12 protein-coding genes and 2 pseudogenes are annotated in these 15,308 nt (G+C 73.2%); 9 read left to right on the top strand and 5 right to left on the bottom strand.

The features are described 5' to 3' along the window. The first annotated feature begins 271 nt into the window (after positions 1-271). The 3 genes and pseudogenes from ACZ4YY_RS01210 (at position 272) to pip (ending at position 2,559) form a co-directional block, all read left to right on the top strand. Positions 272-691 (top strand): DoxX family protein, encoded by a 420-nt coding sequence (locus ACZ4YY_RS01210; protein WP_468282136.1) that lies wholly within the window; start codon positions 272-274, stop codon positions 689-691. A 21-nt stretch (positions 692-712) separates the two neighbouring features. Continuing rightward, positions 713-1,405 carry a uracil-DNA glycosylase gene (locus tag ACZ4YY_RS01205; protein WP_468282134.1) on the top strand — a complete coding sequence of 231 codons (693 nt, stop codon included), beginning with the start codon at positions 713-715 and terminating at the stop codon, positions 1,403-1,405. A 201-nt stretch (positions 1,406-1,606) separates the two neighbouring features. Then, positions 1,607-2,559, top strand: a pseudogene (gene pip / locus ACZ4YY_RS01200) (prolyl aminopeptidase). A gap of 256 nt (positions 2,560-2,815) precedes the next feature. Here pip and ACZ4YY_RS01195 read toward each other — a convergent pair. Next, the gene (locus tag ACZ4YY_RS01195) at positions 2,816-3,499 is read right to left on the bottom strand and encodes a GntR family transcriptional regulator (RefSeq protein WP_468282132.1); all 684 of its coding nucleotides are present in this window, start codon (positions 3,497-3,499) and stop codon (positions 2,816-2,818) included. 267 nt (positions 3,500-3,766) lie between these two features. Here ACZ4YY_RS01195 and ACZ4YY_RS01190 point away from each other — a divergent pair, with 267 nt between their 5' ends. Both ACZ4YY_RS01190 and ACZ4YY_RS01185 read left to right on the top strand, forming a co-directional pair. Further along, on the top strand, positions 3,767-5,245 hold the full coding sequence (locus ACZ4YY_RS01190) for an NCS1 family nucleobase:cation symporter-1 (RefSeq protein ID WP_468282131.1): 1,479 nt from the start codon (positions 3,767-3,769) through the stop codon (positions 5,243-5,245). 5 nt (positions 5,246-5,250) lie between these two features. Beyond that, positions 5,251-5,970: an aspartate/glutamate racemase family protein gene (locus tag ACZ4YY_RS01185; protein WP_468282129.1), complete on the top strand. Its 720-nt coding sequence runs from the start codon at positions 5,251-5,253 to the stop codon at positions 5,968-5,970. Positions 5,971-6,042: 72 nt separating this feature from the next. On the opposite strand, the gene ACZ4YY_RS01180 is transcribed toward ACZ4YY_RS01185, so the two are convergent. Then, the gene (locus tag ACZ4YY_RS01180) at positions 6,043-6,723 is read right to left on the bottom strand and encodes a hypothetical protein (RefSeq protein WP_468282127.1); all 681 of its coding nucleotides are present in this window, start codon (positions 6,721-6,723) and stop codon (positions 6,043-6,045) included. Positions 6,724-6,846: 123 nt separating this feature from the next. Here ACZ4YY_RS01180 and ACZ4YY_RS01175 point away from each other — a divergent pair, with 123 nt between their 5' ends. The 4 genes from ACZ4YY_RS01175 (at position 6,847) to ACZ4YY_RS01160 (ending at position 11,301) form a co-directional block, all read left to right on the top strand. After that, a complete protein-coding gene (locus tag ACZ4YY_RS01175) occupies positions 6,847-7,641 on the top strand; it encodes a nucleotidyltransferase domain-containing protein (RefSeq protein ID WP_468282125.1) in 795 nt (264 codons plus the stop codon). Between the two features lie 40 nt (positions 7,642-7,681). Continuing rightward, positions 7,682-8,413, top strand: coding sequence for a DUF7873 family protein (locus ACZ4YY_RS01170; protein ID WP_468282123.1), 732 nt, complete (start codon positions 7,682-7,684; stop codon positions 8,411-8,413). 542 nt (positions 8,414-8,955) lie between these two features. Next, entirely contained in the window at positions 8,956-10,806 is a 1,851-nt protein-coding gene (locus ACZ4YY_RS01165; protein WP_468282121.1) for an FUSC family protein, read from the top strand. Positions 10,807-11,127: 321 nt separating this feature from the next. Further along, complete coding sequence (locus tag ACZ4YY_RS01160; protein WP_468282119.1) at positions 11,128-11,301, top strand: hypothetical protein; 174 nt, start codon at positions 11,128-11,130, stop codon at positions 11,299-11,301. Between the two features lie 60 nt (positions 11,302-11,361). Here ACZ4YY_RS01160 and ACZ4YY_RS01155 read toward each other — a convergent pair whose 3' ends face one another. The 3 genes and pseudogenes from ACZ4YY_RS01155 to ACZ4YY_RS01145 form a co-directional block, all read right to left on the bottom strand. Beyond that, on the bottom strand, positions 11,362-13,224 hold the full coding sequence (locus ACZ4YY_RS01155) for an ABC transporter ATP-binding protein (RefSeq protein ID WP_468283191.1): 1,863 nt from the start codon (positions 13,222-13,224) through the stop codon (positions 11,362-11,364). 559 nt (positions 13,225-13,783) lie between these two features. Next, the gene (locus ACZ4YY_RS01150; protein ID WP_468282117.1) at positions 13,784-14,224 is read right to left on the bottom strand and encodes a hypothetical protein; all 441 of its coding nucleotides are present in this window, start codon (positions 14,222-14,224) and stop codon (positions 13,784-13,786) included. A gap of 188 nt (positions 14,225-14,412) precedes the next feature. Further along, positions 14,413-15,102, bottom strand: a pseudogene (locus ACZ4YY_RS01145) (ATP-binding protein); the annotation flags it as partial. Between the last annotated feature and the right edge of the window lie 206 nt (positions 15,103-15,308).

The raw sequence follows: 15,308 nt of genomic DNA, 5'->3' as shown, positions 1-15,308 counted from the left end.
CGGTCAGTGCCGAAGTGCCGCCGGGGGCCGGCGGTCCGGGCCGAGGCGCTGCGTGGCCGGGCGGCACGTGCTGAGACGGCCCGTGGCGGAGCGGTTCCTGCCGGACGGTCCGTGCCGGGACGGTTCGTGGCGAGGCGGTTGTGGGCGATGAGTTCGCGGGGCTGGGGCGGTCTGCCTCTCCGACAGCACCACGGACCGATTTCCCGGGAGACCCTCATGTCCGAGACCGCCGCTTCCGCCCTCTCCACCGCCACCGCCGACTCCGGCTCCCGTGCCGACTCCGACCCCCCCGTCCGCGCCCGTCCGAGGCCGTCGGGCCCGGGTCGCGCTGCGCTGTGTGCAGGTGCTGCTCGCCCTCTTCTACGGGATCGCGAGCGCGCTGCCCAAGCTGATCGCGCACCCGTCGGCGTCCGAGGGCTTCGAGAAGATGGGCTGGGGCAGCGCGGGCATGTACACCATCGGCGTTCTCGAACTGGCCGGTGCGATCGCCCTGTTGGTGCCGGTGCTGCAGTCGGTGGCGGCGGTGGCACTCGGCGCGCTGATGGTGGGGGCGTTCGTCGTCCAGGTCGTCGTCTTCGACGGGCAGAACGCGGCGACCCCGCTCATCCTGCTGGTGCCGCTCGGGCTCATCGCGTGGGCGCGGCGGGGGTCCACGACGGACCTGCTGAGGCTGGTACGGCGCTCCGCGTGACGGACGTCCTACGGTGGAGGCATGGACGCCCTCGCCGAACTCGACCGGCGCGTGGCCGGCTGCCGGGCCTGCCCCCGGCTGGTGGCCTGGCGCGAGGAGGTCGCCCGCACCAAGCGGGCGGCGTTCACAGACTGGACGTACTGGGGGCGCCCGGTGCCCGGCTTCGGTCCGCCCGACGCCCGGCTGCTGATCGTGGGGCTGGCGCCGGCCGCGCACGGCGGCAACCGTACCGGCCGCATGTTCACCGGTGACCGTTCCGGGGACGTGCTGTACCGGGCGCTGTACGACGTGGGGCTGGCCTCGCAGCCCACCGCCGTCTCCAGTGACGACGGTCTCGCCCTGCGCGGCGTGCGGGTCACCGCACCGGTGCACTGCGCGCCGCCCGCCAACAAGCCCACCCCGCAGGAGCGGGACGCATGCCGGCCCTGGCTGGTGCAGGAGCTGCGGCTGCTGCGGCCGACCCTGCGCGCGGTGGTCGTGCTCGGCGCCTTCGGGTGGCAGGCGGCGCTGCCCGCGTTCGCCGAGGCAGGATGGGTTGTGCCGCGCCCCCGGCCCGCCTTCGCGCACGGAGCGCGGGTGTCGCTCGAGGGGGTCGACCTGTTCGGCTGCTTCCACGTGAGCCAGCGCAACACCTTCACCGGCCGGCTCACCCCGGAGATGCTCCGGGAGGTTCTGCGGACGGCTGCGGAGGTGGCGGGACTGACCGCCGAGTGAGCCGAGCGGGAGGGGGCTGGGCGCTAAGGCCCTTCTGATGGATCTCCGCGGCGTCGCGACGCCCGGCACGCACTCTCGCCGCACCGCGCGAAAGCCCAGGTAGCGCCGCTACGAGGACTTCCGCGCCGCACGCCGAGAGCACGCACCGGACGCCGCTCCTTCTCCCACGGAGATCCATCAGAAGGGGCCTAGTGTGCCGTGATGGGCCTGTATCCGCAGAGCGAGCCGTACGACCGAGGGATGCTCGAGGTAGGTGACGGCAACCGGGTGTACTGGGAGACCTGCGGGAACCCGCGCGGCAAGCCGGCGCTGGTGCTGCACGGCGGGCCGGGGTCCGGGTCCTCCCCGTACTTCCGGCGGCTCTTCGATCCCGCCGCGTACCGGATCGTGCAGCTCGACCAGCGCGGCTGCGGGCGTTCCACCCCGCACGCGAGCGCCTACGACACGGACATGGGCGTCAACACGACGGCCCATCTCCTGGCCGACCTGGAACTGCTGCGCCGGTGGTTGAGGATCCGGCGGTGGCTGGTGTGGGGGGTGTCGTGGGGGTCGGTGCTGGGGCTGCGGTACGCGCAGACGCATCCGGGGTGGTGAGCGAGCTGGTGCTGACCGGGGTCGCGACCGGGTCCGACGCCGAGGTGGAGCTCTTGACGAGGGGGCTGGGGCGGATCTTTCCGAAGGCGTTCGAGCGGTTCCTCGCCGAGGTGCCGGAGGGTGAGCGGGGCGGCAGTCTCGCGGCTGCCTGTCAGAGGCTGCTCGCCTCGCCCGACCCCGCGGTGCGGGAGCGGGCGGCGCGGGCGTGGACCGACTGGGAGACGGCGACGATTCCCGCGCCGCCGCGGTCCGTGGCGGAGTTCGAGGATCCGGTGTTCCGCATGGGCTTCGCCCGCACCGTCACGCACTACTTCGGCAACGGCCACTTCCTGGGCGGGGAAGGTGTCGTGCTGCGCGACGCCCACCTGCTGGAGGGGATCCCCGGCACGATGGTGCAGGGCGCCCTCGACTTCGGCAACCTCCTCGGCACCGTCTGGCGGCTCCACCACGCCTGGCCCGACAGCGAGTTGATCCTGGTGGACGGAGCGGGACACGACGTGGGCGCGGAGGGAGTGGCGGAGGCGCTGGTGGCGGCGACGGACCGGTACGCCCGGCGCTGAGCGCCGTCAGCCCCCTGAGGCCGGTGCCCGGTCCCGGGCGGTGGGGGAGTGCGGGCCGCCGACATCGGCCGCCGGTCGGCGGCGTACGAGCGTGCTGTCGGCGCTCCACCGGTACCGGCGGAACTCACCGGTGGTGTCGTCGCACAGAACACCACGTGGCCGGTGCCGATGCCGAGCCCTGGAGCGAGGTCGGCCGGGCCGGTGGTGAGGTACCCGGCCGCCGGCAGCCGCTATTGGGGCGAAAGGGCGGCAGCGTCTACGCGGAAGGAGGGTCGGAGAGGTCCCCGAACAGGTGGTGGACCGTGGAGCGGTAGTTGGCCTGCACATGGCGCAGTGCCTGGGCGCGGGCCCGGTCGGGGTCACCGGAGGCGATCGCCTCGTACAACTGTCGGTGCTCGGTGAGGAGCTGGGGCCATTCCTCGTTCTGCCGGGTCAGCCAGCGCAGCCGGCCGTCGACCGGCTCCATGACGGAGATCAGCAGGCTGTTGCCTGCCGCGGTGAGGATGAGGTCGTGGAAGCCGGTGTTGACGTCGGTGATCGCCTCGGCGTCCCCGGCCCGGGTCGCCTCGGCCGCCTGGTCCAGCAACTCCCGCAGCTCGGCGAGCACCTCGGGGGTCGCCCGGGACGCGGCCAGTCCCGCCGCGTACACCTCCAACGCCTCGCGCAGTTCGAAGAGTTCCTTGACGTCGGTCGGGCTGAGCCGCCGTACGACCGTCCTGCGCGGGGTCTCGAACAGGACGAACCCCTCGGCGACCAGGGCGCGGATGGCTTCGCGGACGGGAACCCGGGAGACACCGAGCCGCTCCGCCAACTCGCGTTCCACCAGCCGGTCGCCGGGACGAAGGCGGCCGGCGATGATCTCCTGCCGCAGGGTCGCCAGGACCCGTTCGCGGACCGCGCCGAGGGGTTCGATCTTCGCCGGGGAGCTCATGGGAGCCATTTTCGCCGACGCGAGGGGGCTTTTACGCAGCCGTAACGGGACGGACATCGGTCAGAACGCTTGACGACGGCACGATGTCCGCAGTTTGGTATACCAAACAGGCCGTCGAGCGGTTCGTGCAGACCGCAGCCCCACCCCCCCCACCGCTCCCGTTCCGCCCTCTCCCTCTCCCTCCCCTCGCCTTCGCGCCCCCGCCCCTCCCCCCCCCCCGGCTCTCCCCCTCTCCCTGTCTCCTCCACCCCTCTCCCCGTCGTCATGGAGGCCCCCGTGTCCCTCGCCGACCGCGCCGAAGCCACCGGCGCACCCGCCTTCGTCCCCGATCCCCGGCTCACCAACGAAGACCTCGCGCCCGCGGGCAAGCGCACCTGGAAGGTGTTCGACCTGTTCGCCCTGTGGATGTCCGACGTCCACAACCTCGGCAACTACACCTTCGCGGCGGGCCTGCTGGTCCTCGGCATGAACGTGTGGCAGGTCTTCACCTCCCTCCTCGTCGGCTTCGTGCTCATCTACATCGGCATGAACTGGATGGGGAAGATAGGCCAGCGACACGGCGTGCCCTTCCCCGTCGTCAGCCGCATCAGCTTCGGCGTCTGGGGCGCCAACATCCCCGCCTTGATCCGGGCCGTGATCGCCATCATGTGGTACGGCATCCAGACCTACCTCGCCTCGGTCGCGGTCAACGTGATGCTGCTCGCGGCCTGGCCGGGACTGGAATCGTGGACGCACAGCTCCTTCCTCGGGCTCGACGCGCTCGGCTGGGTCTCCTTCGTCTCGCTCTGGCTGATCCAGGCGCTGATCATCAGCCAGGGCATGGAGTCGGTACGCAAGTTCCAGGACTTCTGCGGCCCCGCGATCTGGCTCGTGATGATCGCGCTGGCCGTCTGGGTCCTCGCCAAGGCCGGCTGGACCATCTCCCTCACCTCCACCCCGCACCCCGTCTCGGTGGGCGAGCAGTGGCGGCAGTGGTTCGGCGCGATCGGACTGATCCTCGCCACCTACGGCACGCTGATGCTGAACTTCTGCGACTTCTCCCGCTTCGCTCCCGACTACCGCACCGTCAAGCGCGGCAACTTCTGGGGCCTGCCGATCAACTCCACGGCCTTCGTCGTCGTCTCGGTGATCGTCACGGCCGGTTCGCTGGAGGTGTTCGGCGAGGCCATCACCGACCCGGCGGAGCTCGTCGCCAAGGTCGGCAACACCTGGGTGCTCGTCCTGGCCGCCCTGACCTTCGCCATCGCCACCATGGGCGTCAACATCGTCGCCAACTTCGTCTCCCCGGCCTACGACCTCGCCAACGTCTGGCCGCAGAAGATCACCTTCAGGGTCGGCGGCATGATCAGCACGGTCGCCGCGCTGGTGGTGACCCCCTGGAACCTGTTCTCCAACCCGACGGTCGTCAACTACTTCCTCGGCGGTCTCGGCGCCTTCCTCGGCCCGCTGTTCGGCGTGATCATGGTCGACTACTACTGGGTCAAGCGCGGTCGCGTCGACGTCGACGAGCTCTTCGACGCCCGCCCCGGCTCCCGCTACCACTACCGCAGCGGCGTCAACCCCAAGGCCCTGTGGGCGTTCCTGCCCTCGGCCGCCGTCGCGGCGGTCCTCGCGCTGGTGACCACGTTCAGCGACGTCGCCCCGTACTCCTGGTTCATCGGGACGGCGCTCGCCGCCGGCCTGTACGCCCTGCTGAACCGCGACGAGCGGACGGCCGGCTCCGCGGCCGCCCCCGAGCAGCCCCTGGAGGTCTGAGCAGCGTGCGGATCGTCGTCACCAACTGCAACACCACGCAGGAGATGACCGCGGAGATCGTGCGAGGTGCCCGGGCCGCCGCCGGCCCGGGCACCACCGTGACCGGGCTGACCCCCGCCTGGGGGCCCGAGTCCGCCGAGGGCTGGCTCGACAGCTACCTCTCGGCGGCCGCCGTCCTCGACACCCTGCGCACCTACGACGGCCCGCCCTACGACGCCGTCGTCATGGCCGGCTTCGGGGAGCACGGGCGCGAGGGCGTACGGGAACTCGTCGACGTACCCGTCGTCGACATCACCGAGGCCGCGGCCCACCTGGCCTGTCTGCTCGGCCGGCGGTACGGCGTCGTCACCACCCTGGAGCGGTCCTGCGGCCAGATCGAGGACAGCCTGGAGCTGGCCGGCGTCGGCCGCAACTGCGCCGCCGTCGTCGGCACCGGCCTCGGCGTCCTGGACCTCGGCGACACCGACCGCACGGAGGCGGCCTTCCTGGCCGCGGCCGAGCGGGCCCGGCAGTCCGGCGCCGAGGTGCTGGTGCTGGGCTGCGCCGGAATGACCGGGCTCCAACGCGCGGTGGAGGGGAAACTGGGCGTCCCCGTCGTCGACGGCGTCGGCGCGGCGGTGAAGCTGGCCGAGGCCCTGGTGGGCATGGGCCTGCGGACGAGCAGGGCGGGCGGCTTCGCGCGACCGGTACCCAAACGGCGGACGTGGGGCCCACCCACGGCCTGAACGCCTGGACGGGGCGGGGCGGGGCGGGGGCAGGGTCGGATGCAGGGCGACCGCGCTGCGGCCGACGGATGTTCATCCGATTGGTGGATCGCACGGCCGTTCGCGCACCCGCCGTTCGCACTCCTGCGCAAGGGAGGGGTACGCCTCGGAGATGGCCGCGTAGATCCTTCGCCGCAGCAACTCCTCGGCCGCGGCCCGGCCCGCCCTGCCGTGCAACTCGTCGAGGACGTCGGCGCGGCGGGTCAGCCGGTGGCACAGGTAGTCGACCATCCAACGGTCGAGGGCGGCGGAGCCGGCGGTGTCGAGGGCCGCGCCCCCAGCCGTTTCCCGCTCCGGCGCCCGCCCCGGCCGCCCTCGCCCGTCCTGGCGTCGACGGTGCTCGACGGCGAGCGCCGCCAGCCGGTCCGGGGCGAGCCGGGGCACGTCGAGCGGTTCCGCCGCGATCCGCGCCAGCATCTCCCGCCGCCTGCGCAGCGCGACGGCCCGCGCCGCCGCGGACCGTCGGGCGGCAGCCGCCGACGCTGTCCGGAACTCCTCGCTCCGCTCGGCGGCCTCGACCCGCTCCATCCGGTAGAGGCGGGTCTGCGGTGCCGACCGGATGACGGGATGGGGGCGCAGGAGATCGGCCTCCCCGAGCAGACGGCGCACCATCCCGGGGGTCCACCCCCGGGCACGCAGACCGGCGGTCGAGAGGTGGGTGCGGGCCGCTTCCCCGCCGTGCTCCTGGTCATGGCCGTACTCCTGCGCCGTCATCACGTTCCCCCGTCGTCATTACACTCAGTGACGATTTCATTGATAACGCGTGGCACTGACAACGCGGCGCAGCGGAGGGAAAACGGCTGGACGGATCGGTGGATTCCCACCACCCTCCGACTCATGCACGACGACTTCCTGCCCGGCGTCACCGCACGCCTGGCCGCACTGCCCGGCGTCCGTGCCGTCGCCCTCGGCGGGTCACGCGCCGAGGGCACGCACCGTCCCGACAGCGACTGGGACCTCGCCGTCTCCTACCGGGGTACGTTCGACCCCGCCCACCTGCGAGCCGTGGGCTGGGAGGGCGAGGTCTGCGAGATCGGCGGGTGGGGCGGGGGCGTCTTCAACGGGGGTGCCTGGCTGACGATCGACGGGCGGCGCGTCGACGTGCACTACCGCGACCTCGACGTCGTCGAACACGAGCTGGCGGAGGCGGAGCAAGGGCGGTTCCACGTGGAGCCGCTGCTCTTCCACCTCGCGGGGATTCCGAGCTACCTCGTCGTCGCCGAGCTGGCGGTCAACCGCGTCCTGCACGGCGAGCTGCCCCGGCCGGCCGCATACCCGGGCGCGCTGCGCGAGGCTGCCCGCACACGCTGGTACGACACCGCCCGCGCCACCCTCTCCTACGCCGAGACCCACCACGGACCGGCCGGACGGCGTACCGAGGCGGCCGGCGCCCTCGCCGTCGCGGCAACGCAGGCCGGGCACGCGGTGCTGGCGGCCCGCGGGGAGTGGGTCACCAACGAGAAACGGCTGCTGGAGCGGGCCGGGCTGCGCGGCGTCGACGAGTTCGTCACCGGCATCGGAAGCGGCGGTCACGGTGCGGTGGCCGAGCACCTCGCCCGCGCCCGGGCGCTCTTCGCGGACGCCGTCCGAGCGGCCGCGGACCCCGGCGGGGGATCCGCCGGCCGCCGATAATCCGTGGTACGGCGGATGTCGACGTTGCTACGGTCCTTCCGTGGCGAAACTCAACCAGATCATCGCAGTCGAGAAGGGCATCAAGTCCAAGGCGCACCAGGACCTGACGGCCGCTCATCACGGGCTGCAGAAACCCGCGTTGCTGGCCGGCATCTCGCGGACGTACCAGCCGAAGGACGAGGAGGGCGAGCAGCTGCCGCCCGAGTCGACGCGGGTCCAGGTCAAGGCCGAGGACGTGCTGCGGGAGACCGCCGCCACCCTGACCCGGCTGTTCGACGTGACCGCCACCAAGGACTGGGCCAACCGCAGCGCGTGTGCCGACGTGAAGGTGGACGGACGCGTGCTCGTCGCGGACGTCCCGGTGTCCTACCTGCTGTTCCTGGAGAAGCAGCTCGTCGACCTCAACACCTTCGTGCGCAAGCTGCCCGTGCTCGACGCCTCCGAGTCCTGGGTACAGGACCCCTCCACCGACGCGTGGAAGACCGAGCCGGTGCGCACGCTGCGCACCAAGAAGGTGCCGCGCAACCACGTCAAGGCGGAGGCCACCGACAAACACCCCGCCCAGGTCGAGGTCTACTACGAGGACGTTCCGGTCGGCTACTGGACGACCGTGAAGTTCTCCGGCGCCCTCCCGGCCCGGCGGGTCAACGAGCTCCTCGACCGCGTCGAGAAGCTGCAGCAGGCTGTGAAGTTCGCCCGGGAGGAGGCGAACGGCGTGGACGTCGTCGACCAGCGGGTCGGTGACGCCGTGTTCGGCTACCTGTTCGGGTAGCCTCGAAGACTCCCCGGTTTGAGCGACCGGGGTGCGCGAAGAGCGCAAGCTGAAGCTGAAGCTTGTCGTGACTGAGCGGTTCCGGTGGAGGTTCGAGTCCTCCCCGCGGCACACCGGCCGCGGTGGCCCAACCGGCAGAGGCAGACCGCGATCAATCTCAGACTCTCGCTCCAGACTCAGCATTCGCCGCCGATCGCCGGATCGACCGGGCCCAGGCCCCCGGACGTCGACATGCCGGTTCAAGTCCGGCCCGCACAGCTCGATGTGCGGTGGTCCAAAGGCAGGACGCGACGACATCATGCTGACCTGGGTCCTCAAGCGTGCCGGCGTGCCAGATGGGCGGCATCACTGGGGCCGGGGGCAGGCTACGCCCTCGGCCCCGCTTTGCGTTCATAAAGAACACGCCCCTGCCGTGGATCGTCACACCCCGGAAACAAGCCGACCCCTTCTCCTCCGCGAACGCGTCGTACCGTGAAGGACACCAGCCCCGGCCGCCGTCGCCCGAAGGCTCACCCCGCCCTCGACGAGACGACAGGAGCCCCGTGTCCCGCCGCGCCGCCCTCGCCCTGCCACCCTGGCTCGCCCACCCCCTGCGCGCCCAGCGCGGACCGGTCCCGTGGAGCGCGGTCGTGCGCGGGGCGCTCGCGGCCGGGCCGCTCCTGCTGGTCGCCGTCCTCGCCGGGCGCACCTCCCTCGGAGTCGTCGCCGCCATCGCCGCCATGCTCGCCGGGACCAACGACCGTCCCGGCAGCCGGCGCGCCTCCGTCAAGCGGCTCGGGGCGCCCGCGCTCGCCGGGGCCACCGGACTGCTCGTCGGGACGTACGCCGGGGACCACATCGGCGCCCTCGCGCTGACGGCCGTCCTCACCGGGCTCGGCCTCCTCGCCGGCGGGATGAGTGCCATCGGGCCCGTCGCCTCCGCGGCCGGGACCCAACTGCTCGTCGCCGCGGCGGTCGGCGCCGGGATGCCGCTGCCCGGCAGCGGGTGGCTGCACGCTCTCGCCTTCCTCGCCGGCGCCGGCTGGCTGCTCCTGCTGCGGCTCGCCCTGCCCACGCCCGGCGCGCTGACCGGCGACTTCCGGTTCGACGGGGAGCGCGCCGCCGTCGCCGGCGTGTACGACGCCGTCGCCCGCCTCCTCGACGCCGTCGGCACCGATCGGGCCACCACACGGCGCGCCGCCCTCACCGCCGCCCTCGACCACGCCCAGGACGCCCTCACCGGCCCCCGCCTGCGCCGCTACGCCAGTTCCTCGGCCGAACGGCGGCTGCACGCGCAGTACGCCGCCGCGCTGCCCCTCGCCGAAGCCGCGACCGCGCTCGCCTGGGCCGGGGAACCCCTCTCCGCCCGCGCCTCCGAGGGCCCCCGGCGCCTCGCCGCCGCCGTGCGGGACAACGCCTCCACCGGGCCGCTGCCCGCGCCCTCACGCTCGGCGCCCGCGCTGCGGGCTCTCGACGACGCCTTGCTGCACGCCGCCGACGCCTTCGACCAGGGCGACGGAGGCGACCTCCACACCCGCCCGCGCAGCGCCCGCCGCCTGCTGAGCCACGCGTTCGGGGCCGGCGGACGCGAGTACGGCGTACGGGTCGCGCTCTGTTTCGGGGCCGGCGTCGCCATCGCCCAGGCCCTGCACCACTCCCGCTGGTACGGACAGCACGCACACTGGTACTGGCTGCCCGCCACCACCGTCTTCCTCGTCAAGCCCGACCTCGGGCCGCTGGTGTCGCGGGTGCTGAGCCGGGCCGCCGGGACCGTCCTGGGGGCGTTGCTCTTCGTGGCGTTCGCCGCCGTCCTGCCCCGGCCGGAGGGGCTGGTGGCGCTGGTCGCCGTGTGCGGAGCGCTCATTCCCGTCTCCACACGGCACTTCGCCGCCCAGACCGCCGTCGTCACCGTCCTCGTGCTGGCCCTGGTCATGGTGGGCGGCGAGCCGCAGGCCTCCGTCAGCCGGATCGCGGAGACGCTGCTGGCCTGCGCGATCGTCCTGGTCGTCGGACACCTGCCGATGCCGGGGCGGCACGGCGGTCAGGTCCGCGCCCGGCTCGCCGCCGCCACCGCCGCCGCGCACGCCTACCTCACCCATGTCCTCGACGGCCCCGACGACCGCGCCGCCCGCTGGACCCTGCGCCGCGAGGCCTACCGCACGCTCGCCGAGGCCCGCGCCACCATCGCCGTCAACGCCGCCGAACTGCCCGCCCTCGCCCGGCACACCGAGGGCACCGACGAGGTCGCCGCCCTCCTCGAACGCCTCGTCGACGCCACCACCGCCTGCGCCGTCCACCTCGACGACACGGGCCGCCTGGGCCGCCGGCACCGGGAGCAGCTCACCGCACTGCTGGCGGAGCTGGCCGCACTCCAGGAACGCGCCGACGCACCCGGACCGCGTGTCGCGGTGTAGCCCTCCCGTTCTCTCCGTAGCCCCGCGCCACCCTGCGGAGCGGCCGGGCCGTCGGACCGGGCGAGCGGATCGGCGGTCGGCGTGCCGACCTCGTCCTCGAGGTGGCGGCCCTCTCGCGCAGAGCGCCACGAGGCGGTCCGTTGTCACACCGGGTACGACTTCTGACACATACCGTGTGGGAACCGTCCGCACGGTGACCGGACCGTCACCGTCCGCGCCGGTCGTGTGTCACCTATGTCTCAGTACCGCAACCGGGCGAGGCGATCGGCCCTCGGGAGGCGTTAACTCCTACAAATCGATGCTTCCTGGAGGTGCGAGATGATGAACGGGCGAACGGTGCTCGAACGCTTTTCCGCGGGCGGGCCGCGCGGGTCGTGGCCCGCGGAGGAGTTCGCGCACGCGCGACGCATGGAGGGACTGGCCGCCGAGGTCGTCATGGACCTCGCGACGGACACGTTCCTGGTGATCGTCCGCGGTGGCGCCGTGACGGACTGAGCCGTCAGCCGTCAGCCGTCAGCCGTCAGCCGTCAGCCGTCAGCCGTCAGCCGTCAGCCGTCAGCCGACGCTCGGCGTGGGCGCCCCCGCGGTGAACTGCTCCGCCTGGAGCGCGTACAGCTCCGCGTACACGCCCCCGCCCGCCAGCAGTTCCTGCGGTGTGCCGGACTCCACCAGCCGGCCCTGGTCCAGGACGTGCACCAGGTCCGCGTGGCGCACCGACGCCAGCCGGTGTGTGATCAGGACGACCGTCTGTCCGCCGTCCGCCAGCGCGCGGATCTTGTCGAAGACCTCCAGCTCGGCCCGGGCGTCCAGGGCCGCCGTCGGCTCGTCCACGATCAGGATGCGCCCGCGCCGGTAGGCCGCCCGCGCGATGCCGAGCCGCTGCCACTGGCCGCCGGACAGCTCATGACCGCCGCTGAACTGACGGGCCAGCAGTGTGTCCAGACCGCGCGGCAGGTCCGCGACCACCTCCTGAGCGCCTGCCTCGTCGATCGCCGTGGCCAGCCGCTCCTCCGTCAGCGGCGCGGAGGAACGGCCGACGGCGATGTTGACCCGGGCCGTGAACGGCCACCGTTTGAAGTCCTGCGCCACCATCGCGATGCGCTCGGCCAGCCGGTGCCGGTCCGCCTGCGCCGCGTCCACGTCGTCCCACAGGATCCGCCCCCGGTCCGGTGTGTACAGCCCCGCCAGCAGCTTCACCAGGGTGGTCTTGCCGGAGCCGTTCTCGCCGACGAGCGCGATGATCCGGCCGAGGGGGAGGGTGAGGGTGACGTCGTCGAGGGCGGGGCGGGCCGACTCGCCCGGGTAGCCGAAGGTGACGTTCTCGAAGCGGATCTCCCGCGGCTCCTCCGGCAGGGCCGCTCCGCCCTCGGGGATCGCCCGCTCGGAGGCCTCGACGTACAGGCGTTGCAGATCGCCCACGAACAGGGCCTCCTCGTGGAGCTGGTTGATCTCCAGAACGAGGGTGTTCAGACTCGCCGAGCCGCTGCGGATCGCGATCACGGCCGTCCCCGCCACCGCCAGGGCCATCGTCTCCGTGAGCAGCAGCCCGCCCAGTGTGGCGTACGTCGCGACCGTCGCCAGGCCCGTCCAGCCCGCGGCGAACAGGCCGGTGCGGGCCGCCAGCCGGGCCAGCCGGGCCTGCTCCGCCTCCGCCGTCTCCGACATCGCGCGGAAGTGGCGCAGCAGGAACGGCCCGACGCCGTGCACCCGGATCTCCGGAGCCGCCCCCGGGTCGGTGAGGAGGTTGCCGATGAGATGGCCCGCGCGCGCGTGCTGCACCCAGGTGTGGAACGACTCGTACCGGCGCCGGGCGTTGGTCAGGGCGCTCCAGGCGCTGGGCAGCGTCATCGTCACCAGCAGCGGCAGCAGCAGGGGGTGCAGCACGGTCAGCACGCCGGCCGCCGCGACGAGCGAGATCAGCGCGTTCACCACCCGGGTGCCGTACATGATCATCCGCCCGGCGGAGCGGGCGCCGTACTGCGCGGTGTCCAGCAGCTTGTGGAAGGCGTGGTCCTCGATCGCGGCCAGTTCGACCGCCGCCGCCCGCTCCAGGTACAGCTCCGTCGCGACCCGCTCGACCTTCGGCTCCAGACGGCCGGTGGCGTACGTCGACGCGGCTCGCAGCAGTGTTCCGACCAGCAGGACGGCGGCCATCACGGCGAGCGCCGGCACGGCACCGCGCAACCGGTCCTCGATCCGGCCGCCGGTGATCAGTTGCGTCAACGCGCTGTTGACCGCGAGCAGGCTGATCGCCTGCGCCACACCCCGGCCCACCTCCGCGGCCGTCACCACCCGGGCGGCCCGCGGGTCGGCCTGCCGGGCCAGCCGGAGGCTCGCGGAGAGCAGCGAGGGCAGCCGCGCCACCATGGCCCGGAAGTTCAGCTCCAGGAAGGCGTCACGGTGCTGGTTCCAGCCCATGTCGTAGCGGAGGGGCCCGCCGAAGAGCAGCCGCTCCGACTCGGAGACGTCACGCTCGTCGCGCTGTTGCCGCTTGGGCGCTTTCCGCGGTGTCGGCACCTTTCCCACCGGTGACCTCCCCCGATCGTGGACAAGTGGCCACTATCGCGGGAGGGGCTGCCGGAGGGCAGGGCGCAGCACCGGGCGAGGGATGCGCGCGGGCGTGCGCGGGGAGTTCGGCCGCGCGTGGGGGTGCGCGCCGCGCGTACGGACGGCGTCCTGCGTGCCGACAGGCGTCTCGGACGGGGGGAGGGGCCGATCGGCGGTGTCGGGGGCGCGGGTCGACGCGGCCGATCAGCGGTGGTGGATGGGGCCGGCGGGGGCGGTGAGCTGTGTCGGACGGGGGCCGGCGGGTCGGTGAGCTGTGTCGGATGGGGATCCGCTTGGCGATCGGCGGGGACGGACGGCGTTCCGCGCGCCGAGCAGTGTGGACGACGGCGTTCCGCGCGCCGTGCGGTGTGGACGGACGGCGTGGACGGACGGCGTTTGCGGCGCCGAGCAGTGTGGGCGGACGGGCGTCCTACGCGCTGATCGGCCGGGTCCAGGTCGGCGGGGTGCCCGTGAGACGGCACAGCGTGAGGTACAGGGGGATCGGCGGAGTGTACGGAACGGTGCCGTCCGGCCGGTGGACGAGGTCGGGGGTGTGCGGGGCGTCCGGGACGAGCGCGCCCGCGGCGTAGTGCGCGGGCGCGGGCCACTCCAGTGCGTAGTCCGAGTCGGCGGGCACCAGCCACCACCAGTGCGTCTCGTCGGCGTACACACAGCCCACGCGGGGCAGCCGGGGCATGATCAGCGGTCCCAGACGCGCCGGTACGGCGACGGCGTCACAGCCCAGCGGGGCGGTCATCCCGTCGGGCACGGCGAGCCGGCGCGGCGGCCGGTCGACGCCGCCCGCCCCCCGCCGCAGCCGCAGCAGGGTCTCGAGACTCAGTACCGTGCCCCGGCCGGAGACGGCACTCACGCCGGACCTCGGCCCCGGTCCCGCTCGTGCGGAGAGGCCGACAGGGGGGCGGCACGGTGGTCGGAGGGGGAACGGCCCTCGAACTCCGGCCTGCGGTGCCACTGCGGGGCCACGCGGGGGAGGGGGACCGAGGCCGGGTGGTGGTGCGGCCGACGGGCCGCGCTGTGTCCGGCCGGTCCGAGGCCCGCGTGGTCCTCGCCGCTCCCGTCGCCCTCGCCCGGACCGCCGTCGGCCGGCCCCGGCTTCGGGCGGGCGCCCCAGCCGAGGTCGTCGCGGGGGGCCGCCGGGGCGTCGTGGGGCTCGACGCGCGGAACGGCGTGCAGCGCGGGGGAGGCGGTGCGGTGCGGGGCCGAGCTCGTGATGCCGCCTGGCGCGGTCGGCGCGGTGTCGCCGTGGCGCGGCAGGTCGGCCCAGACCAGCAGCCCGGGGCCCTGTTCCAGGGCGCCCCAGGAATGACAGAGGGCGTCGACGAGGAAGAGCCCCCGCCCGTGCTCCTCCTCGGGGCGCTGGGGCGAGGGCTGCGGCTCACCGGGGGCGCAGCCCTCGTCACGCACGGCTATGCGCACCAGGTCGTCGCCGTCCACCAGTTCGCAGACGACGACGCCGCTCGCGGTGTGCACGATGGCGTTGGTGACCAGCTCGGATATGACCAGCTCGGCCGTGTCGCAGGCGTCCTCGCACACCGACCAGCCGGACAGCCGGGCCCGTGTCAGGCGTCTAGCCTGCGCGGGGGAGCCCGGATGGGCGGCCAGTTCGAATCGGAACCGGCGCTCGGAAACGGCCTGGTCAGGGCCTGCTCCCGCGGCGGCACCGAGACCCTGGGGGTGGCCTGCGGCGGCGTCTGTTCCTAAGGGTGCGGACGGAATCACGCTTGCCACTATCGCCCCGCCGGGAACACTTGGCAAGTGTCACTCTGAAAAATGCAGAGTGCTGTGTGACGCGGTGGAGGGGCGTGGCACACTGCTCGCAACAGCATGTCGAGCGGCGCCAGTTGGGATCACCGGAGATCCGTACTCATTCGTACAGGCCTTCGCAACGGATCTTCGAATGGCGCCGCAGGGCTGTCGGGATTCCTTTCGTGACA

Source organism: Streptomyces sp. NPDC030143, from assembly GCF_055573695.1.
This window is presented reverse-complemented; position numbering and strand designations above follow the sequence as displayed.

Excerpts from the sequence above, each read along its gene's own strand:
- ACZ4YY_RS01195 (WP_468282132.1), bottom strand. The coding sequence starts at position 3,499 with ATGGCTCCCATGAGCTCCCCGGCGAAGATCGAACCCCTCGGCGCGGTC.
- ACZ4YY_RS01175 (WP_468282125.1), top strand. The coding sequence starts at position 6,847 with ATGCACGACGACTTCCTGCCCGGCGTCACCGCACGCCTGGCCGCACTG.
- ACZ4YY_RS01155 (WP_468283191.1), bottom strand. The coding sequence starts at position 13,224 with ATGGGCTGGAACCAGCACCGTGACGCCTTCCTGGAGCTGAACTTCCGG.
- ACZ4YY_RS01180 (WP_468282127.1), bottom strand. The coding sequence starts at position 6,723 with ATGACGGCGCAGGAGTACGGCCATGACCAGGAGCACGGCGGGGAAGCG.
- ACZ4YY_RS01160 (WP_468282119.1), top strand. The coding sequence starts at position 11,128 with ATGAACGGGCGAACGGTGCTCGAACGCTTTTCCGCGGGCGGGCCGCGC.
- ACZ4YY_RS01205 (WP_468282134.1), top strand. The coding sequence starts at position 713 with ATGGACGCCCTCGCCGAACTCGACCGGCGCGTGGCCGGCTGCCGGGCC.